Genomic DNA, 24,696 nt, shown 5'->3' with positions numbered 1-24,696 from the left:
ACAGGCGGTCTGTGGACATGGTGTCCGGGCGTAACTGGTCCAAGGGGTTTGCGATGACGAAGATCACTCCGGTTCTGATGGCGGGCGGTTCGGGCACGCGGCTGTGGCCCGTGTCCCGAAAAAGCTTTCCCAAGCAGTTCGGGGCCCTGACGGGAGACGAGACGCTGTTCCAGGCCTCGGCCCGGCGGCTGTCCGGCCCCGATTTCGCGGCCCCCGTGGTGATGACCAATTCCGATTTCCGCTTCATCGTGGCCGAACAGCTGGAGCAGGCGGGCATCACCCCCGGCCGCATCGTGATCGAACCCGCAGGCCGCAACACCGCGCCCGCGATTCTGGCCGCGGCCCTGATGGTGGCCGCCGATGACCCCGAGGGTCTGGTGCTGGTCGCGCCCTCGGATCACGTGATCCCCGATGCAGGCGCCTTTGCCGCCGCCGTGGCCCAGGGCGCGCAGGCCGCGGCCGAGGGGCGGATCGTGACCTTCGGCATCACCCCCGACCGCCCCGAGACCGGATACGGCTATCTGGAGCTGGCGGGCAGCGGCGATGGCCCACAGCCCCTGGCGCGCTTCGTCGAAAAGCCCGATGCCGACCGCGCGGCCCAGATGCTGGCCGAGGGCAATTACCTGTGGAACGCCGGCATCTTCCTGTTCAGCGCCCGCGCCATGATCGACGCCTTCCGCGCCCATGCCCCGGCCTATCTGGAGCCGGTGGGCCAGGCCGTCGATCAGGCGCAGACCGACCTGGGCTTTCTGCGGCTGGCCAAGGCGCCCTGGGCCGCGGTCGAGGATCAGTCCATCGACTATGCCGTGATGGAAAAGGCCGACAATCTGACGGTCGTGCGGTTTTCGGGCCGCTGGTCGGATCTGGGCGGATGGGACGCGGTCTGGCGCGAGGCGCTGGAGCATCAGCCCTGTGATCACGGGGTGGTCACGGACGACAATTCCACCGCGATCGACTGCCATGACGTGCTGCTGCGCTCGGACAGCAGCGACCTCAAGGTCGTGGGCATCGGGCTGCGCGACGTGATGGTAGTGGCGACGTCGGACGCGGTGCTGGTGGCCGACCGGGGCCGCGCGCAGGACGTGCGGCTGGCGGTGTCGGCGCTCAAGGCCAAGCGCGCCAAGCAGGCCGAGGCGTTCCCCCGCGACCACCGCCCCTGGGGCTGGTTCGAGACGCTGGCCCTGGCCGACCGCTTTCAGGTCAAGCGCATCGTGGTGAAACCCGGCGCGGCGCTGTCGCTGCAAAGCCATGTCCACCGGTCCGAACACTGGATCGTGGTGTCGGGCACCGCCCGCGTCACCGTGGATGACAGCGTGACCCTGGTGACCGAGAACCAGTCGATCTACGTCCCCCTGGGCGCCGTCCACCGGATGGAGAACCCGGGCAAGGTACCGATGGTCCTGATCGAGGTCCAGACCGGCAGCTATCTGGGCGAAGACGACATCATCCGCTACGAGGACGTCTATTCCCGCAGCTCGGCCGACTGATCAGGCAACAGCGCGGGCAGGGTGACCTCGACCCAATCGGCCAGCGCCGCGACATGGGTCGCGGCCTCAATCCCAAGCGGCGTCAGTGAATATTCCGTCTGCGGCGGCACGACCGGATAGGCCACGCGCAGGATCAGCCCATGCGCCTCCAGCCGGCGCAGCGTCTCGGCCAGCATCCGTTCGCTGACGCCACCCACCCGGCGGCGCAGCGCGCTGAAGCGCAGCGTGCCGTCGCGCAGCACCATCAGCACCAGCACCCCCCATTGGCTTGTGACCACCCGCAGCACCGTGCGGGACGGGCAGGCGGCGGCCAGAACGTCGCCGCGCCGCAACTGGTCGCTGATGCTGTCGGTCATATCCATACTTACCTTTCTGTTCGTACTTACGAAAAATAAGCCGATGCGCCATATCCGGCAAGTCCCATCGAAGGAGAATCCGATGACCCTTGCCATCACCGGCGCCACCGGCCAGCTGGGCCGCCTTGTCCTGGACCGCCTGACTGCCCTTGGCCACCCCGCCATCGGCCTGGCGCGCAGGCCCGGACCCGACCAGCGGCTGTTCGACTATGACCGCCCGGACACGCTGGCCCCGGCGCTGGCGGGCATCGACAGCCTGCTGCTGATCTCGGGCAGCGAGATCGGGCGCCGCGTGGCCCAGCACCGCGCCGTCATCGACGCGGCGGTGGCGGCGGGGGTGCGGCGCATCACCTATACCAGCCTGCTGCATGCCGACCGCTCGATCCTGTCGCTGGCCGAGGAACATCGCCAGACCGAGGCGCTGCTGGCCGCCTCCGGCCTGACCGTCACCATCCTGCGCAACGGCTGGTATCACGAGAACCATCTGGCGGGCATTCCGGCGGCGCTGCAGCATGGCGTGCTGATGGGGTCGGCGGGGCAGGGGCGCATCGCCTCGGCCGCGCGGGCCGATTATGCCGAGGCTGCGGTGGCGGTGCTGCTGGGCCAGGGCCATGACAGCCAGACCTATGAGCTGGCCGGCGCCCCCGCCTGGACCCTGGCCGATCTGGCGGCCCAGATCAGCCAGCAGACCGGGCGTGACATCCCCTATCGCGACCTGCCCGCGGCCGATTATGCCGCGGTCCTGGCGGGGGCGATGCCCGCGCCGCTGGCGCAGGTCTATGCCGGACTGGATGCCGCCGCGGCCCAGGGCGCGCTGGATGGCGACGGCGCGGTGCTGGCGCGGCTGATCGGGCGGCCCTCTCAGCCGTTGGCCGAGGCGGTGCGCGCGGCGCTGGCCTAGTTGGCGCTGTCGCGGATCTGGGCGATGGTCTGCGCCACGCCCACCCGCGGCACGCCGCGCAGCATCTGGTCGCCGATCACGAAGGTCGGCGTCCCCTGGATCGCCATGGTCTGCGCCAGCGCGCGGTTGCGGTCCAGAACGCCGGTCACGGCATCGGTCTGCATATGCGCCAGGACATCGACCGAACCGATGCCGATCTCCTCCGAGATGTCGCGCAGCGCGCGGTCGGTCACCGGCCCGCGCAGCGCCATCAGCGCATCATGCGCGGCCAGATAGGCGTCATCCCCCGCCAGCTGATGGACCGAGATGGCATAGCGGGCGGACAGCTCGCTCTCCTCTCCTAGGATGGGAAATTCCTTCAGGATCAGGCGGATATTGCCATCTTCCTCGACCGCGTCATGGACCTCCTGGTTGAACTGACGGCAGACGCCGCAGCGATAGTCGATGAACTCGACCATGGTCAGGTCGCCCTCGGGGTTGCCGCCGATCCAGCTGTAGCCGTCTTGGAACAGCGCCTCACTGTTGTCCTGGACCAGCTGCTGGTCGGTGCGCGACGCGTCCTGGGCCTGGCGGGTCTCAAGGACGGTGATCGCCTCGACCAGAACCTCGGGGTTCTCCATCAGATAGTCGCGCACCGCCGCGCCAAAGGCGGTCTTTTCGGCATCGCTCATCGCATTGAGGTCAAAGGCCATCGCCGGGGTGGCCAGCGCGGTGGCGGCTCCCAGCAGCAAGGCGGCGGTCAGGCGTGTCATGGGCGCGTCCCTTGAGGTCATGTCGCGCGCAGAGTGGACCGCAGGGCGCGCGATGGCAAGAACGCCCCCCACACGGCTGCGTGTGGCCGAGCGCCCTCGACAGCACTGCGTGTAAAGAACTGGAGCGTCGCCGCGTCCCGCGCTATCACGGGGCAAAAATGAGGCCGAGCCATGCGACATTCCCTGCGCGGACAGGTTGACCCGTTCATCGTGATGGACGTGATGGAGGCGGCGGCCCGTGCCGAGGCCGCCGGTCGCCATATCATCCACATGGAGGTCGGCCAGCCCGGCACCCCCGCCCCCCTGGGTGCGCGCCAGGCGCTGGCGGGCGCGCTGGAACAGCCCCTGGGCTATACCGTGGCCCTGGGCCTGCCCGCGCTGCGGCAGGGCATCGCGGATCTGTATCGGCTCTGGTACGGGGTCGATCTGGACCCCGCGCGGGTCGTGGTGACGCCGGGCAGCAGCGGGGCGTTCATCCTGGCCTTTTCGGCGCTGTTCGATGCGGGCGACCGGGTGGCGATGGGCTATCCGGGCTATCCCAGCTATCGTCAGATCCTGCGCGCGATGTCGCTGACCCCGGTGGGCATTCCGACGCGCCCCGAAGACCGTTACCAGCCGCGCCCCGGCGATCTGCCCGATGATGCGCAGGGTTTGATCCTGGCATCGCCGGGCAATCCGTCCGGCACGGTGCTGACCGTGCCGGAACTGTCGGCCCTGACGCAGGCGGCATGCGCGCGGGGCATGGCCGTCATCTCGGACGAGATCTATCACGGGCTGTCCTATGGGGACCGCTGCCATTCCGCCCTTGAGGTGACGGATGAGGTTCTGGTCGTAAACTCCTTCAGCAAATACTTTTCCATGACCGGGTGGCGCGTCGGGTGGATGGTCGTGCCCCCGGACATGATCCGCACGGTGGAACGTCTGGCGCAGAACCTGTTCATCTGTCCGCCCCATGCCAGCCAGGTCGCGGCGCTGGCCGCCCTGGACTGCACCGAGGAGGCCGAGGCCAACCGCGCCGTCTATGCCGAGAACCGCCGCCTGATGCTGGAGGGTCTGCCGCGCGCGGGGTTCGACCGCATCGCCCCGCCCGAGGGGGCGTTCTACATCTATGCCGACGTGTCGCATCTGACCGATGATTCCGTGGCCTTCGCGGCCGAGATTCTGGACAAGGCCGGGGTCGCGGTCACGCCGGGGCTGGATTTCGACCCCGACCGGGGGCGGCGGACGCTGCGGTTCTCCTATGCCCGCGCGACGGCGGACGTCGCCGAGGGGCTGGCCCGCCTGACCGCCTTCATGGCGGCGCGATGAGGGCAGTTGCGCTGATCCTGGCGCTGGTGCTGGCGCTGTGGCCGGGTGCGCCCGCGCAGGCGCAGGAGGCCGGGCGGCTGGTTCTGGGCGGCTCGTCCTTGACGCAGGCGCCGCAGGGCTGGTGGCACCGCCTGTTCGGCCCCGCGCCGCTGGAGGTCACGCTGGCGCTGGATCGTCCGGTGCCGTGGCGGGCCTTTCTGGTGGGCGAGCCCGCGCGGCTGGTGATCGACCTGCGCGACGTGGACCTGGCCGGGCTGGACCCCGCGCAGCTGTTCGGCAAGGACCTGGCCCCCGCGATCCGGTGGGGCAGCTTTCGGCGCGGCTGGTCGCGGCTGGTGATCGAGCTGCCCGGCCCCTATCGCGTGGCCCGCGCGGGCCTGCGCACCCAGGGCCCCGAGGCGCGGCTGCAGATCGGCCTGGACCCCGTCGCGCCCGAGGATTTCGCGCCCCGGCCTTCGGCGGCTGCGGCGCTGCGCAACCTGCCCGATCCGGCGCAGCTGCCCGAGCCGCCGCCCCGCGCGCCGGGCCTTGCGGTGACGCTGGACCCCGGCCATGGCGGCTTCGACCCCGGCGCCCAGGCCGGAGGAGAGACCGAGGCCGCCCTGGTCCTGACCTTTGCCCAGGAGCTGCGCCGCGCGCTGGAGGCCCGGGGCGTCACCGTGTCGATGACCCGCGACAGCGATGTCTATGTCCGGCTGGAGGATCGCATGACCGCCGCCCGGCAGGCGGGCGCCCATCTGCTGCTGTCGCTGCATGCCGATGCGCTGCCGCAGGGGCAGGCGGCGGGGGCCACGGTCTATGTCTGGAACCCCGCCTCGGACGGGCGGGCGGCGGCGCAGCTGGCGTTGCGGCACCAGCGCGACGATCTGCTGGCGGGCATGGATCTGCGCGGGCAGGATGACACGCTGGCCACGGTGCTGATGGATTTCGCGCGCACCGACACTCAGCCCCGGTCCGAGGCCTTTGCGCGGCTGTTGACCTCGCGCATGGCGCTGCGCGGCATCGGGCTGCATGGGCGGCCGGTGCAGGGGGCGGCGTTTTCGGTGCTGAAATCGCCTGACATCCCGTCGGTCCTGCTGGAGCTGGGCTTCATCTCGGACCAGACCGATCTTGCGAACCTGACCGACCCCGAATGGCGCGCCCGCATGGTCGAGGCGGTGGCCGAGGCCACGACCGGCTGGTGGCGCGACGAACAGGCCCGCGCGGGGCTTTTGCGTCATTAGCACACCCAGTGTTGCTTTGACCGCTGCGCCGCGCGACGCTATAGGGGGCGCGAAACCCCCGAAAGGCCGACCCACGTGCTGCGACCCATCCTGTCCTTTTTTGGTGCGATCTTTTCCTGGGTGGTGACGGGGGTGTTCTTTGCCGCCCTGACCGTCGGGGGCATCTTCTGGATCTATTCGCGCGACCTGCCCAGCCATGAGACGCTGGCCCAATACGCGCCCAAGACCATCAGCCGCATCTATTCCGCCGAAGGCCAGCTGATCGACGAATTCGCCGAGGAGCGCCGCATCTTCGTGCCCATCGACGAGGTTCCCGACCTGGTCAAACAGGCCTTCGTCAGCGCCGAGGACAAGAATTTCTATTCCCACCCCGGCTATGACCTGCGCGGCATCCTGTCGGCCGCCTATGAGGCAGCAGTCACCGGCGGGGCCAGCGTGCGCGGCGCGTCCACCATCACCCAGCAGGTGATGAAGAATTTCCTGCTGTCCAGCGACCGCAGCGTCGAACGCAAGGTCAAGGAGCTGATCCTGGCCGCCCGGCTGGAACGCAGCCTGTCCAAGGACCAGATCCTGGAGCTGTATCTGAACGAGATCTTTCTGGGCCAGAACAGCTTTGGCGTGGTCGCCGCCGCCCAGACCTATTTCAACAAATCGCTGTCCGAGCTGGCCCCGCACGAGGCCGCGATGCTGGCCGCCATGCCGCAGGCGCCGGGCCGCTATCACCCCGTCACCGCCAAGGACCGCGTGACCGAGCGGCGCAACTATGTCCTGCGCGAGATGTGGCAGAACGGCTATATCGACCAGGCGACCTATGAGGCCGAGGCGGCGCTGCCGCTGCGCTCGGTCCAGAACGGCGACTTTCCGTCCTTTCGACGGGCGCTGCCGCCGCGCGATTATTTCACCGACGAGATCCGCCGCCAGCTGAGCCGCGAATTCGGCCAGGAGGAGTTCTTTGGCGGTGGCCTGACCATCCGCGCGACGGTGGACCCCGAGCTGCAGTCGGAGGCCGCCAGCGCCCTGCAGACCGCGCTGGAGGATTACGACCGCAACCGCGGCGTCTGGCGCGGCACCGGAGAGGTGATCGAGGCCGGGCTGCTGACCGATGAGGCCAGCTGGCGCGGTGCGCTGTGGGACCTGCGCTTGCCGCGCGACATCCCGGGCTGGCACCCTGCCGTGGTGCTGGAGGTGGGCGCCCGCGACGCCCGCATCGGCATCGAGGGCATCGAGGAGGACGGCGACGGCCACTGGATTCCCGCCAGCGACGTGACCTGGGCGCGCCCCCTGGACCGCGAGACGGGCCGGGCGGGCGCCCGGGCGCAGGTCGCGGGCGATCTGGTTCAGCCGGGCGATGTGGTGCTGGTCCGCGCGATCATGGGCGATGGCGGCTTTCAGCGCTGGTCGCTGCGCCAGGTGCCCGAGGTTCAGGGCGGCTTCATGGCCATGGACGTGAACACGGGGCGCGTGCTGGCGATGCAGGGCGGCTTCAGCTATGAGAGCAGCGTCTTCAACCGCGCCACGCAGGCGCAGCGCCAGCCGGGATCGGCCTTTAAGCCCTTCGTCTATGCCGCGGCGCTGGACAACAACTATACCCCCGCGACCATCGTCGTGGACGAGCCGATCCGCATCAACACGCCTCAGGGGCTGTGGGAGCCCAAGAACAGCTCGGGGCGCCATTACGGGCCGACGCCGCTGCGCACCGGCATCGAGCAGTCGCGGAACCTGATGACCATCCGCATCGCCGACGATATCGGCATGGATCAGGTCGCCCGCTATGCCGAGGATTTCGGCGTCTATGACCGGCTGTCGCCGTTCCTGGCCAACGCGCTTGGCGCGCAGGAGACGACGCTGTTCAAGATGGTCGCGGCCTATGCGATGTTCGCCAATGGCGGCGAGCGGGTGGAGCCCACGCTGGTCGACCGAGTGCAGGACCGGCGCGGACGCACCGTCTATCGCCACGACCAGCGCGTCTGCCGCACATGCGAGATGCAGGCGATGCCCGTGGGGCAGGGGCCGGTGATCGACAGCAACCGGGAACGGGTGATGGATGCGGTCACGGCCTATCAGCTGACCTCGATGCTGCAGGGCGCGGTGACGCGCGGATCGGGGTCGGGCGTGAACCTGCCGGTGCCCATCGCGGGCAAGACCGGCACCACCAATGACGCCAAGGACGTGTGGTTCGTCGGCTATTCCAGCAATATCGTCGCGGGCTGTTATCTGGGCTTCGACCAGCCGCGCACCCTGGGCGAGCGGGCCTTCGGGGGCACGCTGTGCGTGCCGGTTTTCAACGCCTTCATGCGCGAGGCGGTGGCGGAGTATGGCGGCACCGATTTCGCCGTGCCTCCGGGCGGCTATTGGGTCAAGATCGATCGCCTGACCGGCCAGCGCCTGCCCGACGATGCCAGCGGGCCGAACGTGATCGCGGAATATTTCCGCGACGGGACCGACCCCGACTGGCTGGCGCCCTTTGTGGTGTCTGGCTTTGGCGACGAGGTGGTGATCCTGCCCTGGGAGGCCGGGGCCAGCAGTGGCGCGGGCCAGGCGATCACGACCTCGACCGGGGAGAGTCGGGTCATTCCGCAGCGCACCGATTTCGGCACCATGTCCTCGGGCGGGCTTTACTGAGGCCCGCGCGCCAATTGCGTCCCGCGACGGCGGGGGGCTGACTGCCCCCCGCACCCCCCGTTCGCGTCGCGCCGCCCGCGCGGTGGTCTTGCCCAAGGGCGCGTGTCGCGGTATCACCCCGGACCTGACGCCAGACCGAAGGAACCTGCCCATGCGCGCCGAGACGCAGTCCACCATCGAGGCCATCCGCCGTTCCCTGACCCTGCTGGGTCAGCGCCTGGACTGGACCACCGCGCCGCATCGTCTGGAAGAGATGAACGCCATGATCGAGGATGGCGACCTGTGGTCTGACCCCGCCCGCGCGCAGAAGCTGATGCGCGAGCGGCAGTCCCTGTCGGACGCGATCGAGACCTATCGCCGGATCGAGGACGACCTGTCGGCCAATGCCGAGATGGTCGAGCTGGCCGAGGCCGAGGGTGATGCCGATCTGGTGGCCGAGGCCGAGGGCAACCTCAAGGCGCTGGCCAAGCTGGCCGCGCAGAAGGAGCTGGAGGCGCTGCTGAACGGCGAGGCGGATGCCAACGACACCTTCCTGGAGATCAACGCGGGCGCGGGCGGCACCGAGAGCTGCGATTGGGCGTCGATGCTGGCGCGCATGTATGTGCGATGGGCCGAGAAGAAGGGCTATGAGGTCGAGCTGCTGTCCGAAACGCAGGGCGACGAGACCGGCATCCGCAGCGCGGGCTATAAGATCACCGGGCACAACGCCTATGGCTGGCTGAAGTCGGAATCGGGCGTGCACCGGCTGGTCCGCATCAGCCCCTATGACAGCGCCGCGCGGCGGCACACATCCTTCAGCTCGGTCTGGGTCTATCCGGTCGTGGACGAGAACATCGAGATCGACATTCCCGACCGCGACATCCGCATCGACACCTATCGGTCCTCGGGGGCGGGCGGTCAGCACGTCAACACGACGGATTCGGCCGTGCGGATCACCCACCTGCCCACGAACATCGTCGTCACATCGTCGGAAAAGTCGCAGCACCAGAACCGCGCCAACGCCATGGCCGCGCTGAAGGCGCGCCTGTATCAGATGGAGCTGGACCGCCGCAACGCGGAGGTGAACGCCCAGCACGCCGCCAAGGGCGATGCGGGCTGGGGCAACCAGATCCGCAGCTATGTCCTGCACCCCTATCAGATGGTCAAGGATCTGCGCACGAGCGAGGAGACCAGCGACACCCAGGGCGTGCTGGACGGCGATCTGGACCGTTTCATGGCCGCGACGCTGGCGCTGGACGTGGCCGGGAAAAGCCGCGCCGAGGCGAATGCCGAAAGCTGAGATCGGGGCGCCCTTGCGGCGCCCCTTGTCGTCGGAGGGGTGATGGAACGCAGGCAGCTGGGGCAGGGCGGCCCGATGGTGGGCGCGGTGGCCTTGGGCACCATGAACTTCATGGGCACCTATGGCGCCGCCGACCCGCGCGACAGCCTGGCCGTGATCGACGCCTGCATCGAGATGGGGATCGATCATATCGACACCTCGGACGTCTATGGCGGGGGCGGGGCCGAGGAGATGCTGGCGCCGGTGCTGGCCCGCCACCGGGGCCGCGTGACCATCGCCAGCAAGGCGGGCATCACCCGCAACCCCGACCACCCCTTTGACAATTCGCCCACCTATCTGCGCGCCGCGCTGGAGGGGTCGCTGCGCCGCATGGGGGTCGAGCGGATCGACCTCTATTACCTCCACCGCCGCGAGGCCGCCCGCCCCGTCGAGGAGGCGATGGAGGCCCTGCTGCGTCTGCGGGACGAGGGCAAGATCGGCGCCATCGGCCTGTCCGAAGTCGCCCCCGCCACGCTGGAGCGCGCCTGCGCCGTGGGTCCCGTCGCCGCCGTGCAGTCGGAATATTCGCTGTGGTCGCGCCAGGTCGAGCTGGGCATGACCGATGCCTGCGCCCGGCATGGCGCCGCGCTGGTGGCGTTCTCTCCCCTTGGGCGGGGCGTTTTCCGGGATGCGCCGCCCGACCCGGCGGGCTTTGCGCCGGGCGATCTGCGCACCACCATGCCGCGGTTCCAGCCGGACAACTGGGCGCGCAATCTGCCGCGCCTGCGGGCCTTTGGCGATTGGGCGCGGGACCGGGGCGAATGCCCCGCCGCCGTGGCGATCGCCTGGGTTCTGTCGCGCGCGCCGCATGTCATCGCGCTGCCCGGATCGCGCAGTGTGGACCACTGGCGCCAGATCGCGCGCGGCGCGGCCTTGCGGCTGGATGCCGAGGCGCTGGACCAGATCGAGCGGCTGCTGCCTGCGGGATGGGCGCATGGGCCGCGATACGAGCAGGCCATGGCCCTGGGGCCGGAGGGCTGGTCGTGATGCTGCGCTGCGGCGTAAACAGGGAACTTGCCAGCCCTTTCAGGGCTTTTATCATGCTGCAACTGCATAATTGAGGGCTCCATGGAACAGAAACGCATCAATCTGGCCCTGCAGGGCGGCGGCGCGCATGGCGCCTTCACCTGGGGCGTGCTGGACCGCCTGCTGGACGAGACCTGGCTGGAGGTCGCGGCCATCAGCGGCACATCCGCCGGTGCGCTGAACGGGGCCGCGCTCAAGGCCGGTCTGGCGGCGGGCCGGGGTCGGGCCGGGCAGCAGGCCGCGCGCGACAATCTGGACGCGCTCTGGTCCGAGGTCGGCACCATGAGCGACAACCGCGTGATCCGCTGGATCAATTCGCTGATGCCGATGGGGCGCGGGTTCCAGCGCCTGACCGAGGTGTTTTCCCCCGCCGCCTGGCTGGACAACCTGACCCGCCTGGTCAGCCCCTATGATTACGGGCCGTTCTACACCAACCCGCTGGCGGCGGTGCTGCGCGGGCTGCCCCATCCCGATTTCACCGCCGATACCGGGCCGGACCTGTTCGTGGCCGCGACCAATGTGCGGACCGGCCAGATCCGCGTCTTTACCGGCGCGGAGGCCGATGCCCATGCGGTCATGGCCTCGGCCTGCCTGCCGACGCTGTTCCAGGCGGTCGAGATCCACGACCCCAAGACCGGGCGGCTGGAGGCCTATTGGGATGGCGGCTATGCGGGGAACCCGGCACTGTATCCCTTGTATCCGTCGCGCTATCCCGATGACGTGGTCATCGTCGCGCTGAACCCGATGATCCGCGAGACGCTGCCTCGCACCCCGGTCGAGATTTCCGACCGCGTGAACGAGGTCAGCTTCAACAGCAGCCTGATGTCGCAGCTGCGCGCCATCAACTTCGTCAAGCGGCTGCATCTGGAGAACCGCCTGACCGATAGCCCGATGAAGAACGTGCTGATCCACATGATCATGGACGATGTGCTGATGAACGACCTGTCCGCGCGGTCAAAGCTGATGCCCGGCGCGCACAAGCTGGCCATCATGAAAGAGGCCGGACGCGTGGCCGCCGACACCTTCTTGGACCAGCACGCCGACAAGCTGAACAAGGCCGACAGCGTCGATCTGTCGGCCATGTTCAAGCGCAGCTTTGATCACGCCACCGGCTGAGCCATCGCGGCGGCGATCCGCGCCGCCAGGCGGGCGTTGTTCAGCACCAGTTCGATGTTGCTGTCCAGCGAGCGTCCCTCGGTCAGCTCGAAGATCCGGCCCAGCAGGAAGGGCGTCACCGCCTTGGCAGCGATGCCCTGGGCCGCCGCCTCTGACAGGGCCTGTTCAATCACGGGCATGATCTGGTCCTGCGGGATTTCGGCATCCTCCGGGATCGGGTTCGCCACCAGCTGGCCGCCCTTGAGGCCAAGGGCCGCGCGCATGGCGGCGGCGGCGGCGATGTCTTCGGGCGTGTCCATGCGCAGCGGCGCGCGAATGCCCGAGGCGCGCGACCAGAAGGCCGGCAACTCGTCCTGGCCATAGGCGATGACCGGCACGCCCAGGGTCTCCAGCACCTCCCAGGTCTTGGGCAGGTCCAGGATCGCCTTGGCGCCGGCGGCCACGACCGTCACGGCGGTCTGCGCCAGCTCCTGCAGGTCGGCCGAGATGTCGAAACTGTCCTCGGCCCCGCGATGGACGCCGCCGATGCCGCCGGTGGCGAAGACCTTGATGCCTGCCAGCTGCGCGCAGATCATCGTGGCCGCGACCGTGGTGGCACCGGTGCGGCCGTTCGCGATGCAGACGGCCAGATCGGCACGGCTCAGCTTCATGGCCTCGGCGGGCGGGGTCTGGGCCAGCGCGCGCAGCGCCTCGGGGGTCAGGCCGATATGGATCTGGCCGCCCATCACGGCGATGGTCGCGGGGACCGCGCCGCCGTCGCGGATGGTGGCCTCGACCTTCTCGGCCATCTCCAGGTTCTGGGGCCAGGGCATGCCGTGGGTGATGATGGTCGATTCCAGCGCCACCACGGGCAGGCCGCGATCCAGCGCGTCGCGAACCTCGGGGGCGAAGGTGAGGGGGGCAGTATGGGTCACGGGACGTCCTTTCCGGAGACATGCGCGGCCGAGGCACGGACCGCCTGGCGCAGGGCCTCGTCGCGCGGCATCAGTTTCAGTTCGGCGGCCAGATGGGCCGCAAGGAAGCAGTCGCCCGCCCCGGTCACGCGTTCCACGGTGACGGTGGGGGGCTGATGGGTCAGGGTCGGACCACCGGCGATCGCCTCGGCGGCCAGGTTCGGGCCGTCGGTGACCAGCACGCGGGCAGCACCCCGTGCGACGACCGCCTCGGCGGCCTGGGCCGCATCGGCGCATGCGCGCCCGGCCAAAATCTCAGCCTCAAGGCGGTTCAGATAGAAACAACCACGCCGCGCGGCGATCAGGGGTTCCAGCCGCTCGGCCTTGCCGGGGCTGGCGGGCACCACGCGCAGATCGGCGCGCATCAGGCGCGGATCGCGGGCGATGGCCGACAGCAGCTCCTCGGTCAGGTTGCCGTCCAGGACGACCGGGCCGGTCCAGACGGGCAGCGCGTCCAGCGGCGCCAGGATCGCGGCCCCCGCCAGTTCCAGGCTGAGGGCATCGGCCACGGCGGCGATCAGCCCCTCGCTGTCCTCGATCGCCATATAGCAGTCGGTGGGCAGGCCCGCGTCGCGCGTCAGGTGATCGGTCAGCACGCCAAGGCGCTGCGCCTCGGCGATCAGGCCCTCGCCCTCGGAATCGCGGCCCACGGCGGACAGGACCGAGGGCGTCATGCCCCACCGCGCCAGCGCCACCGCCACGTTCAGCGCCACGCCGCCCGGCAGGTGGCGGATGCGGCCCGGCACGTCGGCGCCCGGCGCCATGCGGCGCGGCGCGCGGCCGATCACGTCCCACAGCATCGCGCCGATACACAGCACGTCAGGCGTCTTGGTCATCATCGCTCCTCAGTTGCGCGTGCAGGAACCGCTCGAAATCGTCCAGATCCACGGGGTCGAACTGGCCGAACCCCTGCATCCAGACCGAGGCCCGGCGCATCCCGTCCGGGTCCAGCTTGCACCAGGTGATCCGTCCGCGCCTCTCCTGACGGATCAGACCGGCGGCTGCAAGCACCGCCAGATGCTTGGAGATCGCGGCCAGGCTCATCTGGAACGGCTCGGCCACGTCGCTGACGGCCATGTCATCCTCCAGCAGCATTGACAGGACGCGGCGTCGGGTGGGGTCGGCCAGGGCCGCAAAGATCAGGTCCAGCCGGTCCGGCGGGGCAGGCGGGGTCATGGGTGCGGGCTTTCGGATGGGGGAATGGTCAACCGGGCGGTTGAATGATGACGCCGCCGCGCGGCGATTGCAAGACCGCGCCCACAGCAGGGTTCGCAATTAATGCGCGTCAAATCAGGGGGTTGCGGAATGGTCGGTGCGGCTTGACTTGGGCGGCCCCAGCCCCTAGACAGCGCCCAACGACGTCGGGGGCGTGACAGATGGCCGAAAAACCCCAGGGCGATGCGGATCGGACGGCGGATGCCGACCGCCTGCGGGCACTGGAGGTCAAGCTGGCCGCCCTGACACCGAAACCCTCCGGGCCCGGCCCGATGGGGAAATACGAACAGGCGAACCTTGCCTGGCGCATGGTGATCGAACTGGTGACCGGGCTGGGCCTGGGCTTCGTGGTCGGTTACGGGCTGGATTATCTGCTGGGCACGATGCCCTTCATGATGGTCCTGTTCATCTTTCTCGGCCTGGCGGCCGGCGTCAAATCGATGATGCGGACCGCCTCCGAGCTTGACAGGAAACCCGGCACCGCGCCGGAGGACAAGACATCCGGCGACACGCCGGGCAGTGACGAGAGGGATTGATCGTGGCGACGGAAGCGACTGGCGGCGGCCTTGAATTTCACCCCATGGACCAGTTCGTGGTCTCGCCGCTGTTCGGTAACGGCCCGGTGGCATGGTACACCCCCACCAACGTGACGCTGTGGCTGGCGTTGACCGCCCTGGCCTCGATCGCGCTGCTGGTTCTGGGCACCCGTGGCCGCGCCATCGTCCCGAACCGCGCGCAGTCAGTGGCCGAGATGGCTTACGGCCTGGTCCACAAGATGATCGAGGATATCGCGGGCAAGGAAGGCCTGCGGTATTTCCCCTATATCCTGACGCTGTTCATGTTCGTCGTCTTTGCCAACCTGCTGGGTCTGGTGCCGATGGCCTTCACCGTCACCTCGCATATCGCCATCACCGGCGTTCTGGCCCTGGCGGTGTTCTTCGGCGTCACGATCATCGGTTTCGCCAAGAACGGCGCGCATTTCCTGGACCTGTTCTGGGTGCGCTCGGCCCCGCTGGCGGTCCGTCCTGTCCTGGCCGTGATCGAGGTCATCAGCTATTTCGTGCGCCCGCTGTCGCTGTCCGTCCGACTGGCGGGCAACATGATCGCCGGTCACGCCGTCATCAAGGTTTTCGCAGGCTTCGCGGCCATCGCCGCCGTCGCCCCTGTCGCCATTATCGCAGTCGTCGGAATGTTTGCCTTCGAGGTGCTGGTTTCCATCGTCCAGGCCTATGTGTTCACTATTCTAACCTGCGTTTACCTCAAGGATGCGCTGCACCCGTCGCACTGAGGCGCCGGTCCGCAGCCCCTGCGCGGTCCCTGTCGGGACCGCATCCACCACGATCGACCAACTTCCAACCGCAAGGAGAAATACCATGGAAGGCAATATCGGAGAACTGGGCCAGTACATCGGCGTCGGCCTGACCGCGATCGGCATGGGCATGTCCGCCCTGGCCGTGGGCAACGTCGCCAGCAACTTCCTGGCCGGCGCCCTGCGCAACCCGTCGGCCGCCGCCGGCCAGACCGCCACGCTGTTCATCGGCATGGCATTCGCGGAAGCACTGGGGATCTTCTCGTTCCTGGTCGCGCTTCTGCTGATGTTCGCGGTCTGATCCACGGCCATCCTTGCGGCGGGGTGGGGGTCTGTCCCCCGCCCCTTCGTTCGTTCCAAGGCCATGGGGTAGGATATGTTCAGCCTGTTGCAAGAGGCCGCCACCACCGCGGTCGAAACCACTGAGGGCGCGATCGTCATCGACGATGCGACCGCCCACGGCGCGGATGCCGCGGCCCATGGGGTCGAAGGCGCCGGTTACGCCACCGAAGCCGCGGGCCTGCCGCAGCTGGATATCACCACCTTCGGCAACCAGATCTTCTGGCTGGTCGTCACCCTGGTGGTCCTGTATCTGGTGCTGTCGCGCGTGGCCCTGCCGCGTATCGCGTCCGTGTTGTCGGACCGCCAGGGCGCCATCACTGGCGATCTGATGGCCGCAGAAGAATTCAAGTTGAAGGCCCGCGAGGCCGAGGCTGCCTATGACAAGGCCCTGGCCGATGCCCGCGCGCAGGCGCAGACCATCGTCGCCCAGAACCGCGCCCAGATCCAGGCGCAGCTGGACGAGGCCATCGCCAAGGCCGATGCCGAAATCGCCGCCCGCACCGCCGAATCCGAGACGCGCATCCGTGCCGTCCGCGCATCCGCCGATGCCAGCGCGCGCGAGGTGGCGCAGGACGTCACCGCCGAGCTGGTCCGCACCTTCGGCGGCCAGGCCGACGATGCCACGGTGGGCGCCGCCCTGGACGGGCGCATGAAGGGGGCCGTGCAATGAACCGCATGATCGCAACGCTGGCCGTGACCGGCCTGACCGCCGGACCCGCCATGGCCGCGGCGGGGGATTACGGGTTCTTCTCGCTGCGCAACACCGATTTCATCGTGCTGCTGTCCTTCCTGGCCTTCATCGGCGTGCTGGTCTATTTCAAGGTCCCCGCGCTGCTGGGTGGCCTGTTGGACAAGCGGGCCGAGGGCATCCGCGACGATCTTGAGCAGGCCCGCGGCCTGCGCGAGGAAGCGCAGGAGATCTATGCCAGCTACGAGCGCCGCTCGCGCGAGGTCAAGACGCAGGCCGACCAGATCGTGGCCAATGCCAAGCGCGAGGCCGAGGCCCAGGCTGCCAAGGCCCGCGAGGATCTGGCCCGGTCCATCGACCGTCGCCTGCAGGCGGCCCAGGACCAGATCGCCAGCGCCGAGAGCGACGCCGTGCGCGCGGTCCGTGACCGCGCCGTGGCCGCCTCGATCGCGGCGGCATCGCAGATCCTGGCGGATCAGGTGCGTGCCGGACAGCGGTCGGCCGGGATCGACGACGCCATCGCAGACGTGGCGCGTCGCCTGAACTGACATCACCATCGGACAGTGATCCCAAAGGCCCCCGCCGCACCCGCGTCGGGGGCCTTTTCCTTAGGAACCGGGGCGGTTGTGCAGGCGCAGCCGCGCCACCGCTGCGTGGTCGTCGGCGCGGCGCTGTGCGGACAGGGTCTGGGCCACCAGGTCCAGATGCTCCTCCAGCGCGGCGCGGGCCTGAGGGCCGTCGCGCATCTGCAGCGCGTCGTTGATGGCGATGTGCTGGTCCAGGATGCGGTCGCGCAGATCGGGGCTGGCAAAGATGCGGGGACGGTTGAACAGCATCCCCTGGCGCAGCAGGTCCTGCATCGTGCGCATCATGTGCAGCGCGATCAGGTTATGGCTGGCCTCGACGATCGCCATGTGGAAATCGGCATCCAGCGCGGCCTCGGCCTGGGGGTCGGGGGTGGCATGGGCGTGGCGCATGGCCTGCACGATGCGGTCCAGAACCTCCAGGTCGGTGTCGCCCGCGGCGATGGCGGCACGTTCGGCGGCCAGCCCCTCCAGATCCTTGCGAAAGGTCAGATAGTCGTCGGCCGCCAGTGGATGCCGCGCGATCAGCTGGACCAGCGCGGGAGAGAACGCGCTGCCCAGCACATCGGCCACGAAGACGCCCGAACCGAGGCGCGCGACCAGCAGCCCATCGGCCTGCATCGCGGCCAGCGCCTCGCGCAGGGACGGGCGGCTGACGCCCATCCGCTCGGCCAGGTCGCGTTCGCCGGGCAGGCGTTCACCGGGGCGCAGCACGCCCTGCAGGATCAGCGCCTCGAGCTGTGCCACGACCGCGTCCGACAGGCGGGCGGCGTCGATGGGGTGAAAGGGGCTGTCGGGATCGGTCATGGCGGCGGGTCCGGGCTGTCGGGGTGGTCATCCTAGGCCCGGGCCGGCGCGGGGAAAAGGGGCCGGGCGCATGGCCCCGCCCCGATGCGGCCTTTACTGCGTCGGACGGATCAGGATCTCGACCCGGCGGTTCTGGGCGCGCCCGGCCTCGGTCGCGTTCGAGGCGACGGGCTGGGTAAAGCCACGGCCCGCGGCGGCCAGACGGTTCTGCGCGACCCCGGCGGCGGCCAGGATGCCCGCGACCGACTGCGCACGGCGCTGCGACAGGTCCTGGTTCAGCGCGGCGCTGCCGGTGTTGTCGGTGTGACCGATCACCTCGACGCGGCTGTTGGGATACTGGTTCAGGTTGCGCGCGACGGCATAGAGGTCGGTCTGCGCCGGGCCCGACACGGCGGCAGAGCCGGTGGCGAACAGGATGCCGTCGGGCATCACGACCTGCAGATAGCTGCCGTGGTTGACGATCTGCACGTTGGGGTTGCTGATCGACTGTTCCAGCGCAGCGGCCTGACGGTCCAGGATGTTGCCGGCCACGGCACCGGCGGCGGCACCGACGATGGCGGCACGGGCGGCGTCACGGCTGCGGTTGCTGCCGTCGCTGTCGCGGGTGCCGCCATACAGCGCGCCCACGGCTGCGCCCGCCAACGCGCCCTGCTGGGTGCGGCTCATGCCGGCGGCGCCGGTATCGGTCATCGCGGGGGCGCAGGCGCCCAGCAGGGTCAGGCCACACACGGCCAGGATCGAGGTCTTGCGGAGGCTCATGGGGCTCCCTTTCCTTGGTGGGGGCGGGCGATGGTCGCCGCGCCGGGTCTGCATTGGCGGTCCCGCGGCCCGACAGGGGCTGATTCCGGGATATGCCGTCAACGCGTGGCACGCTGTCGCAGTTCCGCGCCAAAGGAAAGTCACTGTTTCGTGGAGGGCACTGGAAACGCTTTGAAAACTTCGTGTGGCGGGGCCCGCTTGCATTGCGCGGGCGGGACGGTCAAAAGCGGGGGCATGGCCCTGTCCCGTCGTCTGCCGCCCGCCTTGCCCTTTGCCGATCAGGTCGCGATCTTCTCGCGGCTGGCCGAGGGCAATCCGGCGCCCGAAACCGAGCTGCTGTTCGTGAACCCCTTCACGCTGGTCGTGGCCGTGGCGTTGTCGGCGCAGGCGACCGATGTGGGCGTGAACCGTGCCACGCGCGGGCTGTTCGCGGTGGCTGACACGCCCGCCAAGATGCTGGAGCTGGGCGTCGAGGGCGTGACCGAGCATATCAGGACCATCGGCCTGTTCCGCCAGAAGGCCAGGAACGTCATCGCCCTGTCGCGGATCCTGGTCGAGGATTATGACGGCCAGGTTCCCGACAGCCGCGCCGCGCTGACCAGCCTGCCGGGCGTCGGGCGCAAGACCGCGAATGTCGTGCTGTCCTGCGCCTTCGGCCACCCGGCGCAGGCCGTCGACACGCATATCTTTCGCGTCGGCAACCGCACCCGCATCGCGCCCGGCCGCGACGTGGACGAGGTTGAGCGCGCCATTGAGGACAATGTCCCCGCCCGGTTCCAGGCCCATGCGCATCACTGGCTGATCCTGCATGGGCGCTATATCTGTCAGGCGCGAAAACCCCGCTGCGGTATCTGCCCGATCCGCGACCTGTGCCCCTATGAGGAGAAGACCGCATGAGCACCCCCTATGTCATTGGCATCGGCAATGCCGTCATGGACATCATCGCCCCCACCGAGGACGCGCGGCTGGAGGCCCTGGGGATCACCAAGGGCATCATGCAGCTGGTCGACCGCGAACGGTCCGAGTTCCTGATGGCCGCGCAGGCCGACGACCATTCCGCGCGCCGCGATCAGGCGCGCATGGTCGCGGGCGGCAGCGTGGCAAACACGCTGGCGGGGATCGGCGGGCTGGGGCTGCGCACGGCCTTTGTCGGCTGCGTGGCCGATGACGAGATTGGGCGGCTTTACGCCAGCCAGACCGAGGGGGCGGGCACGCGCTTCGTGAATGCGCCGGTGGCGGGGGCGGGGCTGCCCAGTTCGCGCACGATCATCTTTGTCACGCCGGATGGCGAGCGGTCGATGAACACCTATCTGGGCATCTCGGCCGAGCTGGGCCCCGAGGAGGTCGCGCCCGAGGTGTTCGACGGCGCGGGCTGGCTGTTCCTGGAGGGCTATCTGTTCGACAAGGACAAGGGCAAGGCCGCGTTCCTGAAGGCTGCCGAATGCTGTCACGCGGCGGGCGGGCAGGTGGGGATCGCGCTGTCGGACCCGTTCTGCGTGGACCGGCACCGCGAGGATTTCCGCCGTCTGGTCGCGGGTCCGATGGATTACGTGATCGGCAACGTCCATGAATGGCAGGCGCTGTACCAGGTCGAGGATCTGGACGAGGCGCTGCGTCTGGCGGTCGCCGATTGCGGCACCGTGATCTGCACCCGGTCGGGCGATGACGCGATCCTGATCCGCGACGGTGAGCGGGCCCGCGTGCCTGTTCAGCGCGTGGTGCCGGTGGATGCGACCGGGGCGGGCGATCAGTTCGCGGCGGGGCTGATCTATGGCCTGGCCACGGGGCGGCCGTTGGAGGTGGCGGGGCGCATGGGCTGCATTGCGGCATCCGAGGTGATCGGGCATGTGGGCGCGCGGCCGCAGGGCGACATTCTGGCGCGGTTCCGGGCCGAGGGGTTGGTCTGAGGCTTGCGTCCCGCGACGCAGGCGGGGGGCCAGCCCCCCGCACCCCCCGCCGGGCGGGCGCTGCGCGCGCCCCCCGGACCCCCGCGCGTTGTCGCGGTTTCGTGACGTTGCGCCAAGGCGGGCACGCGTGTATCACGGCGCAAAATGCGAGCAGCTGAAGGAATTGCCGATGCGCAGGGTTGTTGTCACCGGGCTTGGGATGGTCACGCCGCTGGCGTCTGGCGTCGAGGCGACGTGGGAGCGTCTGCTGGCCGGGAAATCCGGAGCCGGGCCGATCACGCGGTTCGACGCGTCGCAGGTGGTGACGAAATACGCCTGCGAGATCCCTGTGGGCGACGGCAGCGACGGGACCTTCAACCCCGATGACTGGATGGAGCCCAAGGACCGCCGCAAGGTGGATGACTTCATCTTGTACGGGGTCGCGGCGGCGCATCAGGCGGTGCTGGACGCGGGCTGGATGCCCGACGACGAGGAAAGCCGCCTGCGCACCGGCGTGATGATCGGGTCGGGGATCGGCGGGCTGACCTCGATCGCGGAAACCGCGGTGCTGATCAAGGAACGCGGGCCTAAGCGGGTGTCGCCGTTCTTCATTCCGGGCGCGCTGATCAACCTGATCTCGGGTCAGGTCTCGATCCGCTATGGGTTCAAGGGGCCGAACCATGCGGTCGTGACCGCCTGTTCGACCGGCGCGCATGCCATTGGCGATGCGTCGCGGATGATCCGTTATGGCGATGCCGACGTGATGATCGCGGGCGGCGCGGAAAGCCCGATCAGCGAGATCGGCATCGCGGGCTTCAACGCCTGCAAGGCCTTGTCGACCAAGCGGGCGGATGATCCGCAGGCGGCCAGCCGCCCCTATGACGCCGACCGCGACGGGTTCGTGATGGGCGAGGGCGCGGGCGTCGTCGTGCTGGAGGAATACGAGCACGCCAAGGCGCGCGGCGCCAAGATCTATGCCGAGGTGCTGGGCTATGGGATGTCGGGTGATGCCTATCACATCACCGCGCCAAGCGAGGATGGTGATGGCGGATACCGCGCGATGGAGGCCGCACTGCGGTCGGTGGGTCTGACGCCGGACCGGATCGATTACATCAACGCGCATGGCACCTCGACCATGGCCGATACGATCGAACTGGGCGCGGTCGAGCGTCTGATGGGCGATGCGGCTTCGGGCGCGGTGATGTCGTCGACGAAATCCAGCATCGGGCATCTGCTGGGCGCCGCCGGCGCGGTCGAGGCGATCTTTTGCGTGCTGGCGATTCGCGATCAGATCTGTCCGCCGACGATCAACCTGGACAACCCTGCGGTGACGCCGACGCTGGACCTGGCGGCCAATGCCGCGGTGCGCCGCAAGGTGGACATCGCGCTGTCCAACAGCTTTGGCTTTGGCGGAACGAATGCCAGTCTGGTGCTGGGACGGGTCGACGGATGATCTGGCGCAACATCGCCTCGAATTTTCTGACGCTGGCCATCGTGCTGCTGATCGGGGCGGCGGCGGCGGTGGCCTGGGCCAAGCGCGAATTCAGCGGGCCGGGCCCGAGCGCGGTCGCGCAATGCGTGCAGATCGCGCCGGGGGCCAGCCTGAACGCGGTCAGCAACCAGCTGGCGGCGCAGGGCGCGATCTCCAACGCCTATATCTTTCGCGCCGGGGCCGATTACATGGACAAGGCGCGCGATCTGAAATTCGGCAGCTTTCTGATGCAGCCGGGCGCCAGCATGGAGCAGATCGTCGAGACGGTGACGGCGGGCGGCCCCTCGACCTGCGGGACCGAGGTTGTCGTGCGCGTGGGCGTGCGCGAGAACACCGTGCTGCTGCGCGACACCAACCCCGAAACCGGGGCCTATGAGGAGGTCGCACGCTGGAACCCCGCCGTGGGCGAGCGTCCCGCGCCGATCGTGGCCGCGCAGGAGCAGCCGGGCGCGCGCCTGTCGCTGGTCATGGCCGAGGGCGTCACCAGCTGGCAGGTGGTCGAGGCGCTGAAGGCGGCCGATTTCCTGACCGGAGAGGTGGCCCAGACCCCCGCCGAGGGCAGCCTGGCCCCGGACACCTATCTGTTGGAGCGCGGCGCCGACCGCAACGCGATCCTGGCGCAGATGGCCAGCCGTCAGGCGGCGATCCTGGCGCAGGAATGGGAGGCGCGGCCCTTTGGCATGCCCTATGACACGCCGGAGGAGGCGCTGATCATGGCCTCGATCGTGGAGAAGGAGACGGGGCAGGCGGCCGAGCGTCCGCAGGTCGCCAGCGTGTTCGTGAACCGCCTGCGTCAGGGGATGCGGCTGCAGACGGACCCGACGGTGATCTATGGTGTGACGAATGGACAGGGCATTCTGGACCGCGGGTTGCGGCGCTCGGAGCTGGATACGACCACGCCCTACAACACCTATCGCATCGACGGGCTGCCGCCGACGCCCATCGCCAATCCGGGCCGCGCTGCGATCCGTGCCGCACTGAACCCGGATGAGACCGACTATCTGTACTTCGTGGCGGACGGCACCGGCGGGCACGCGTTCAGCCGCACGCTGGCCGAACACAATGCCGCCGTCGCCCGCTGGCGCGAGATCGAGCGGCGGCAGGGCCTGCGGGCGGACAGCCCGGTCCAGACCGCAGATTGAGCCCGCGCGTTTGACAAACACGGCCCCCGGACGCAGGCTTGCATCCGGGGGCCTTTCTCATGGCCCCATAGCCTTGGGAGGAGCCGTGATGATACTGCCCGACATGCTGAAGACGCTGACCGACAATGCCCGCCAGTTCCAGGAGCGGCTGACCGAATGGCAGGCCGCCATGGCCAAGGGCCAGGAGGAGGCGATGGAGCAGGCCCGCCAGTGGCAGGCCCAGGCCATGCAGCAGCAGCAGGAGGTGAATACCCGCCTGATGGCCCAGATGGAGGGTGCCAGCGAGACCATGCAGGCCCAGTGGCAGCAGATGCAGAAGGCCTGGGAGGATCAGTTCGCCGCGATGCAAAAGCAGGGAGAGGAGATGCGCACGAAGGCCATGTCCGCGACCGGCGGATCGGGCGGCAACGCCTTTGCCGACTGGAGCGAGACCTATGCGGCGCAGATGGTCGCCTTTACCCAGAAGATGCAGGGCGAGGCCGCCAAGGCGATCGCCACCGCCACCGAGGCGCGGGGCAAGGGCGGCAAGAAAGCCTGAGTTGCGCGGAGGGCCTGTAAGCCGGATTTTGTCCACCGCTTGCGCGGATGGATGACCATTCCTCTGGTCCGGCCGTTACCGGCCGGATCTAGCTGCCTACCCGGATCTGCTGGGGCAAGGCGGCCCTACGGGCGAACCCGCACGCGATCCCTATTCGGCATTGCTCCTGGTGGGGCTTGCCATGCGGGCGCTGTTGCCAGCCCCCCGGTGGGCTCTTACCCCACCGTTTCACCCTTACCCATCCGGGGATGGGCGGTCTGTTCTCTGTGGCGCTGTCCCTGGGGTTGCCCCCGCCGGGCGTTACCCGGCACCATTGCCTCATGGAGTCCGGACTTTCCTCGACAGGTTGCCCTGCCGCGGTCATCCAGCCCTCCGCGCGTGGTCCGTATGCGGGTGCGGAGGCCAGGCGTCAAGAGGGGGCGCTGCCCCCGTCGCGCAAGCGCGACTCCCCCGGGATATTTTCATGAAGAAGAAGCCGGGCGGCAGTCTGGCGGTCTTCCGGGGTTTTGGGGCCGGTGGCCCAGGGGCGGTGGCGCAGGCGGAAGGCGTCGAGCCGCGCGGGATGGTCCGGGTAGCCGAGCGCGGTCAGGCTGGGGGCCAGGGGGGGTGCGGGGTCGTCCGCGTCGGGGCGGGCGAAGAGGGCCAGCTGGTCGCGGGCCAGTCCCTCCCAATCGAAGCGGGGGCCGGGGTCGATCTTGCGTCCCGGCGCCAAGTCGGAATGGGCGATCACGCCTGTGGGGCCGATCTGCCATCGGTCCATGATGGCCCGTAGCAGCCGGCGGAGTGCTGCCATCTGCGGCGCGGGATAGGGGCAGTCGCCGGGATTGGCCAGTTCGATCCCGATGGAGCGGCTGTTGAGGTCGTCCGCCTCC

At 69.1% G+C, this 24,696-nt stretch carries 26 protein-coding genes and 1 other RNA gene; 18 read left to right on the top strand and 9 right to left on the bottom strand.

The window, feature by feature from the left end; all coding sequences use genetic code 11:
- The first annotated feature begins 53 nt into the window (after window positions 1–53).
- Window positions 54–1,487: a mannose-1-phosphate guanylyltransferase/mannose-6-phosphate isomerase gene (locus ABS73_RS03285; RefSeq protein ID WP_277019884.1), complete on the top strand. Its 1,434-nt coding sequence runs from the start codon at window positions 54–56 to the stop codon at window positions 1,485–1,487.
- On the opposite strand, the gene ABS73_RS03280 is transcribed toward ABS73_RS03285, so the two are convergent.
- Window positions 1,463–1,849 carry a winged helix-turn-helix transcriptional regulator gene (locus tag ABS73_RS03280; RefSeq protein ID WP_286693397.1) on the bottom strand — a complete coding sequence of 129 codons (387 nt, stop codon included), beginning with the start codon at window positions 1,847–1,849 and terminating at the stop codon, window positions 1,463–1,465. The genes ABS73_RS03285 and ABS73_RS03280 overlap by 25 nt on opposite strands.
- 76 nt (window positions 1,850–1,925) lie before the next feature.
- On the opposite strand from ABS73_RS03280, the gene ABS73_RS03275 reads away from it, so the two are divergent.
- The gene (locus ABS73_RS03275) at window positions 1,926–2,744 is read left to right on the top strand and encodes an SDR family oxidoreductase (protein WP_277019888.1); all 819 of its coding nucleotides are present in this window, start codon (window positions 1,926–1,928) and stop codon (window positions 2,742–2,744) included.
- Here the strand turns inward: ABS73_RS03275 and ABS73_RS03270 are convergent.
- Window positions 2,741–3,496: a DsbA family protein gene (locus tag ABS73_RS03270; protein WP_277019890.1), complete on the bottom strand. Its 756-nt coding sequence runs from the start codon at window positions 3,494–3,496 to the stop codon at window positions 2,741–2,743. The genes ABS73_RS03275 and ABS73_RS03270 overlap by 4 nt on opposite strands.
- Before the next feature lie 171 nt (window positions 3,497–3,667).
- Between ABS73_RS03270 and ABS73_RS03265 the strand changes: the two genes are divergently transcribed.
- From ABS73_RS03265 to ABS73_RS03240, 6 genes are all read left to right on the top strand, one after another.
- On the top strand, window positions 3,668–4,804 hold the full coding sequence (locus ABS73_RS03265; RefSeq protein WP_277019891.1) for a pyridoxal phosphate-dependent aminotransferase: 1,137 nt from the start codon (window positions 3,668–3,670) through the stop codon (window positions 4,802–4,804).
- Window positions 4,801–6,027, top strand: a complete 1,227-nt coding sequence (locus ABS73_RS03260) for an N-acetylmuramoyl-L-alanine amidase (protein WP_277019893.1) — start codon at window positions 4,801–4,803, stop codon at window positions 6,025–6,027. The genes ABS73_RS03265 and ABS73_RS03260 overlap by 4 nt, the downstream gene beginning before the upstream one ends.
- A 75-nt stretch (window positions 6,028–6,102) precedes the next feature.
- The gene (locus tag ABS73_RS03255) at window positions 6,103–8,649 is read left to right on the top strand and encodes a penicillin-binding protein 1A (RefSeq protein WP_277019895.1); all 2,547 of its coding nucleotides are present in this window, start codon (window positions 6,103–6,105) and stop codon (window positions 8,647–8,649) included.
- A 151-nt stretch (window positions 8,650–8,800) separates the two neighbouring features.
- A complete protein-coding gene (prfB, locus tag ABS73_RS03250; protein WP_277019897.1) occupies window positions 8,801–9,928 on the top strand; it encodes a peptide chain release factor 2 in 1,128 nt (375 codons plus the stop codon).
- A 42-nt stretch (window positions 9,929–9,970) separates the two neighbouring features.
- Complete coding sequence (locus ABS73_RS03245) at window positions 9,971–10,954, top strand: aldo/keto reductase (RefSeq protein WP_277019899.1); 984 nt, start codon at window positions 9,971–9,973, stop codon at window positions 10,952–10,954.
- A gap of 81 nt (window positions 10,955–11,035) precedes the next feature.
- Window positions 11,036–12,109 carry a patatin-like phospholipase family protein gene (locus tag ABS73_RS03240; RefSeq protein WP_277019901.1) on the top strand — a complete coding sequence of 358 codons (1,074 nt, stop codon included), beginning with the start codon at window positions 11,036–11,038 and terminating at the stop codon, window positions 12,107–12,109.
- Here ABS73_RS03240 and ABS73_RS03235 read toward each other — a convergent pair.
- The 3 genes from ABS73_RS03235 to ABS73_RS03225 are packed head-to-tail and all read right to left on the bottom strand — an operon-like array spanning window position 12,094 to window position 14,238.
- A complete protein-coding gene (locus ABS73_RS03235; protein WP_277019903.1) occupies window positions 12,094–13,023 on the bottom strand; it encodes a pseudouridine-5'-phosphate glycosidase in 930 nt (309 codons plus the stop codon). The two genes, ABS73_RS03240 and ABS73_RS03235, sit on opposite strands and share 16 nt — an antisense overlap.
- Window positions 13,020–13,898, bottom strand: a complete 879-nt coding sequence (locus ABS73_RS03230) for a PfkB family carbohydrate kinase (protein ID WP_277019905.1) — start codon at window positions 13,896–13,898, stop codon at window positions 13,020–13,022. The genes ABS73_RS03235 and ABS73_RS03230 overlap by 4 nt, the downstream gene beginning before the upstream one ends.
- On the bottom strand, window positions 13,882–14,238 hold the full coding sequence (locus tag ABS73_RS03225) for an ArsR/SmtB family transcription factor (RefSeq protein WP_277019907.1): 357 nt from the start codon (window positions 14,236–14,238) through the stop codon (window positions 13,882–13,884). The genes ABS73_RS03230 and ABS73_RS03225 overlap by 17 nt, the downstream gene beginning before the upstream one ends.
- 200 nt (window positions 14,239–14,438) lie before the next feature.
- Between ABS73_RS03225 and ABS73_RS03220 the strand changes: the two genes are divergently transcribed.
- From ABS73_RS03220 to ABS73_RS03200, 5 genes are all read left to right on the top strand, one after another.
- Entirely contained in the window at window positions 14,439–14,813 is a 375-nt protein-coding gene (locus ABS73_RS03220; protein ID WP_277019909.1) for an AtpZ/AtpI family protein, read from the top strand.
- 2 nt (window positions 14,814–14,815) lie between these two features.
- The gene (locus ABS73_RS03215) at window positions 14,816–15,565 is read left to right on the top strand and encodes a F0F1 ATP synthase subunit A (protein WP_286693396.1); all 750 of its coding nucleotides are present in this window, start codon (window positions 14,816–14,818) and stop codon (window positions 15,563–15,565) included.
- Between the two features lie 85 nt (window positions 15,566–15,650).
- Entirely contained in the window at window positions 15,651–15,887 is a 237-nt protein-coding gene (locus ABS73_RS03210; protein WP_277019913.1) for a F0F1 ATP synthase subunit C, read from the top strand.
- 75 nt (window positions 15,888–15,962) lie between these two features.
- Window positions 15,963–16,598 (top strand): F0F1 ATP synthase subunit B', encoded by a 636-nt coding sequence (locus tag ABS73_RS03205; protein ID WP_277019915.1) that lies wholly within the window; start codon window positions 15,963–15,965, stop codon window positions 16,596–16,598.
- The gene (locus tag ABS73_RS03200) at window positions 16,595–17,164 is read left to right on the top strand and encodes a F0F1 ATP synthase subunit B (protein ID WP_277019917.1); all 570 of its coding nucleotides are present in this window, start codon (window positions 16,595–16,597) and stop codon (window positions 17,162–17,164) included. The genes ABS73_RS03205 and ABS73_RS03200 overlap by 4 nt, the downstream gene beginning before the upstream one ends.
- A 60-nt stretch (window positions 17,165–17,224) precedes the next feature.
- Here the strand turns inward: ABS73_RS03200 and ABS73_RS03195 are convergent, their stop codons facing one another.
- Window positions 17,225–18,007 carry a FadR/GntR family transcriptional regulator gene (locus ABS73_RS03195; RefSeq protein ID WP_277019919.1) on the bottom strand — a complete coding sequence of 261 codons (783 nt, stop codon included), beginning with the start codon at window positions 18,005–18,007 and terminating at the stop codon, window positions 17,225–17,227.
- A 93-nt stretch (window positions 18,008–18,100) separates the two neighbouring features.
- Complete coding sequence (locus ABS73_RS03190; RefSeq protein WP_136856991.1) at window positions 18,101–18,766, bottom strand: YiaD family glycine zipper/OmpA-like lipoprotein; 666 nt, start codon at window positions 18,764–18,766, stop codon at window positions 18,101–18,103.
- Window positions 18,767–19,000: 234 nt separating this feature from the next.
- Here ABS73_RS03190 and nth point away from each other — a divergent pair, with 234 nt between their 5' ends.
- From nth to ABS73_RS03165, 5 genes are all read left to right on the top strand, one after another.
- Window positions 19,001–19,663, top strand: coding sequence for an endonuclease III (gene nth, locus ABS73_RS03185; RefSeq protein ID WP_277019922.1), 663 nt, complete (start codon window positions 19,001–19,003; stop codon window positions 19,661–19,663).
- The gene (locus ABS73_RS03180) at window positions 19,660–20,673 is read left to right on the top strand and encodes an adenosine kinase (protein ID WP_277019924.1); all 1,014 of its coding nucleotides are present in this window, start codon (window positions 19,660–19,662) and stop codon (window positions 20,671–20,673) included. Before nth ends, ABS73_RS03180 begins: the two co-directional genes overlap by 4 nt.
- A 169-nt stretch (window positions 20,674–20,842) precedes the next feature.
- Window positions 20,843–22,105, top strand: a complete 1,263-nt coding sequence (gene fabF / locus ABS73_RS03175; protein WP_277019925.1) for a beta-ketoacyl-ACP synthase II — start codon at window positions 20,843–20,845, stop codon at window positions 22,103–22,105.
- A complete protein-coding gene (mltG, locus tag ABS73_RS03170; RefSeq protein WP_277019940.1) occupies window positions 22,105–23,286 on the top strand; it encodes an endolytic transglycosylase MltG in 1,182 nt (393 codons plus the stop codon). The genes fabF and mltG overlap by 1 nt, the downstream gene beginning before the upstream one ends.
- Window positions 23,287–23,374: 88 nt before the next feature.
- Entirely contained in the window at window positions 23,375–23,824 is a 450-nt protein-coding gene (locus ABS73_RS03165; protein WP_277019927.1) for a hypothetical protein, read from the top strand.
- 1 nt (window position 23,825) lies between these two features.
- Here the strand turns inward: ABS73_RS03165 and rnpB are convergent.
- An RNA gene (gene rnpB, locus ABS73_RS03160) (RNase P RNA component class A) lies at window positions 23,826–24,200 on the bottom strand.
- A gap of 33 nt (window positions 24,201–24,233) precedes the next feature.
- Window positions 24,234–24,696, bottom strand: a 463-nt coding sequence (locus tag ABS73_RS03155) for an N-acetylmuramoyl-L-alanine amidase (protein ID WP_286693395.1), incomplete at its 5' end; no start/stop codon positions are given.

The organism is Paracoccus sp. SCN 68-21, from assembly GCF_001724535.1.
In the GTDB taxonomy this organism is placed as follows: domain Bacteria; phylum Pseudomonadota; class Alphaproteobacteria; order Rhodobacterales; family Rhodobacteraceae; genus Paracoccus; species Paracoccus hibiscisoli.
The sequence above is the reverse complement of the archived record's forward strand: the minus strand, read 5'-3'. Positions and strand labels throughout refer to the sequence as shown.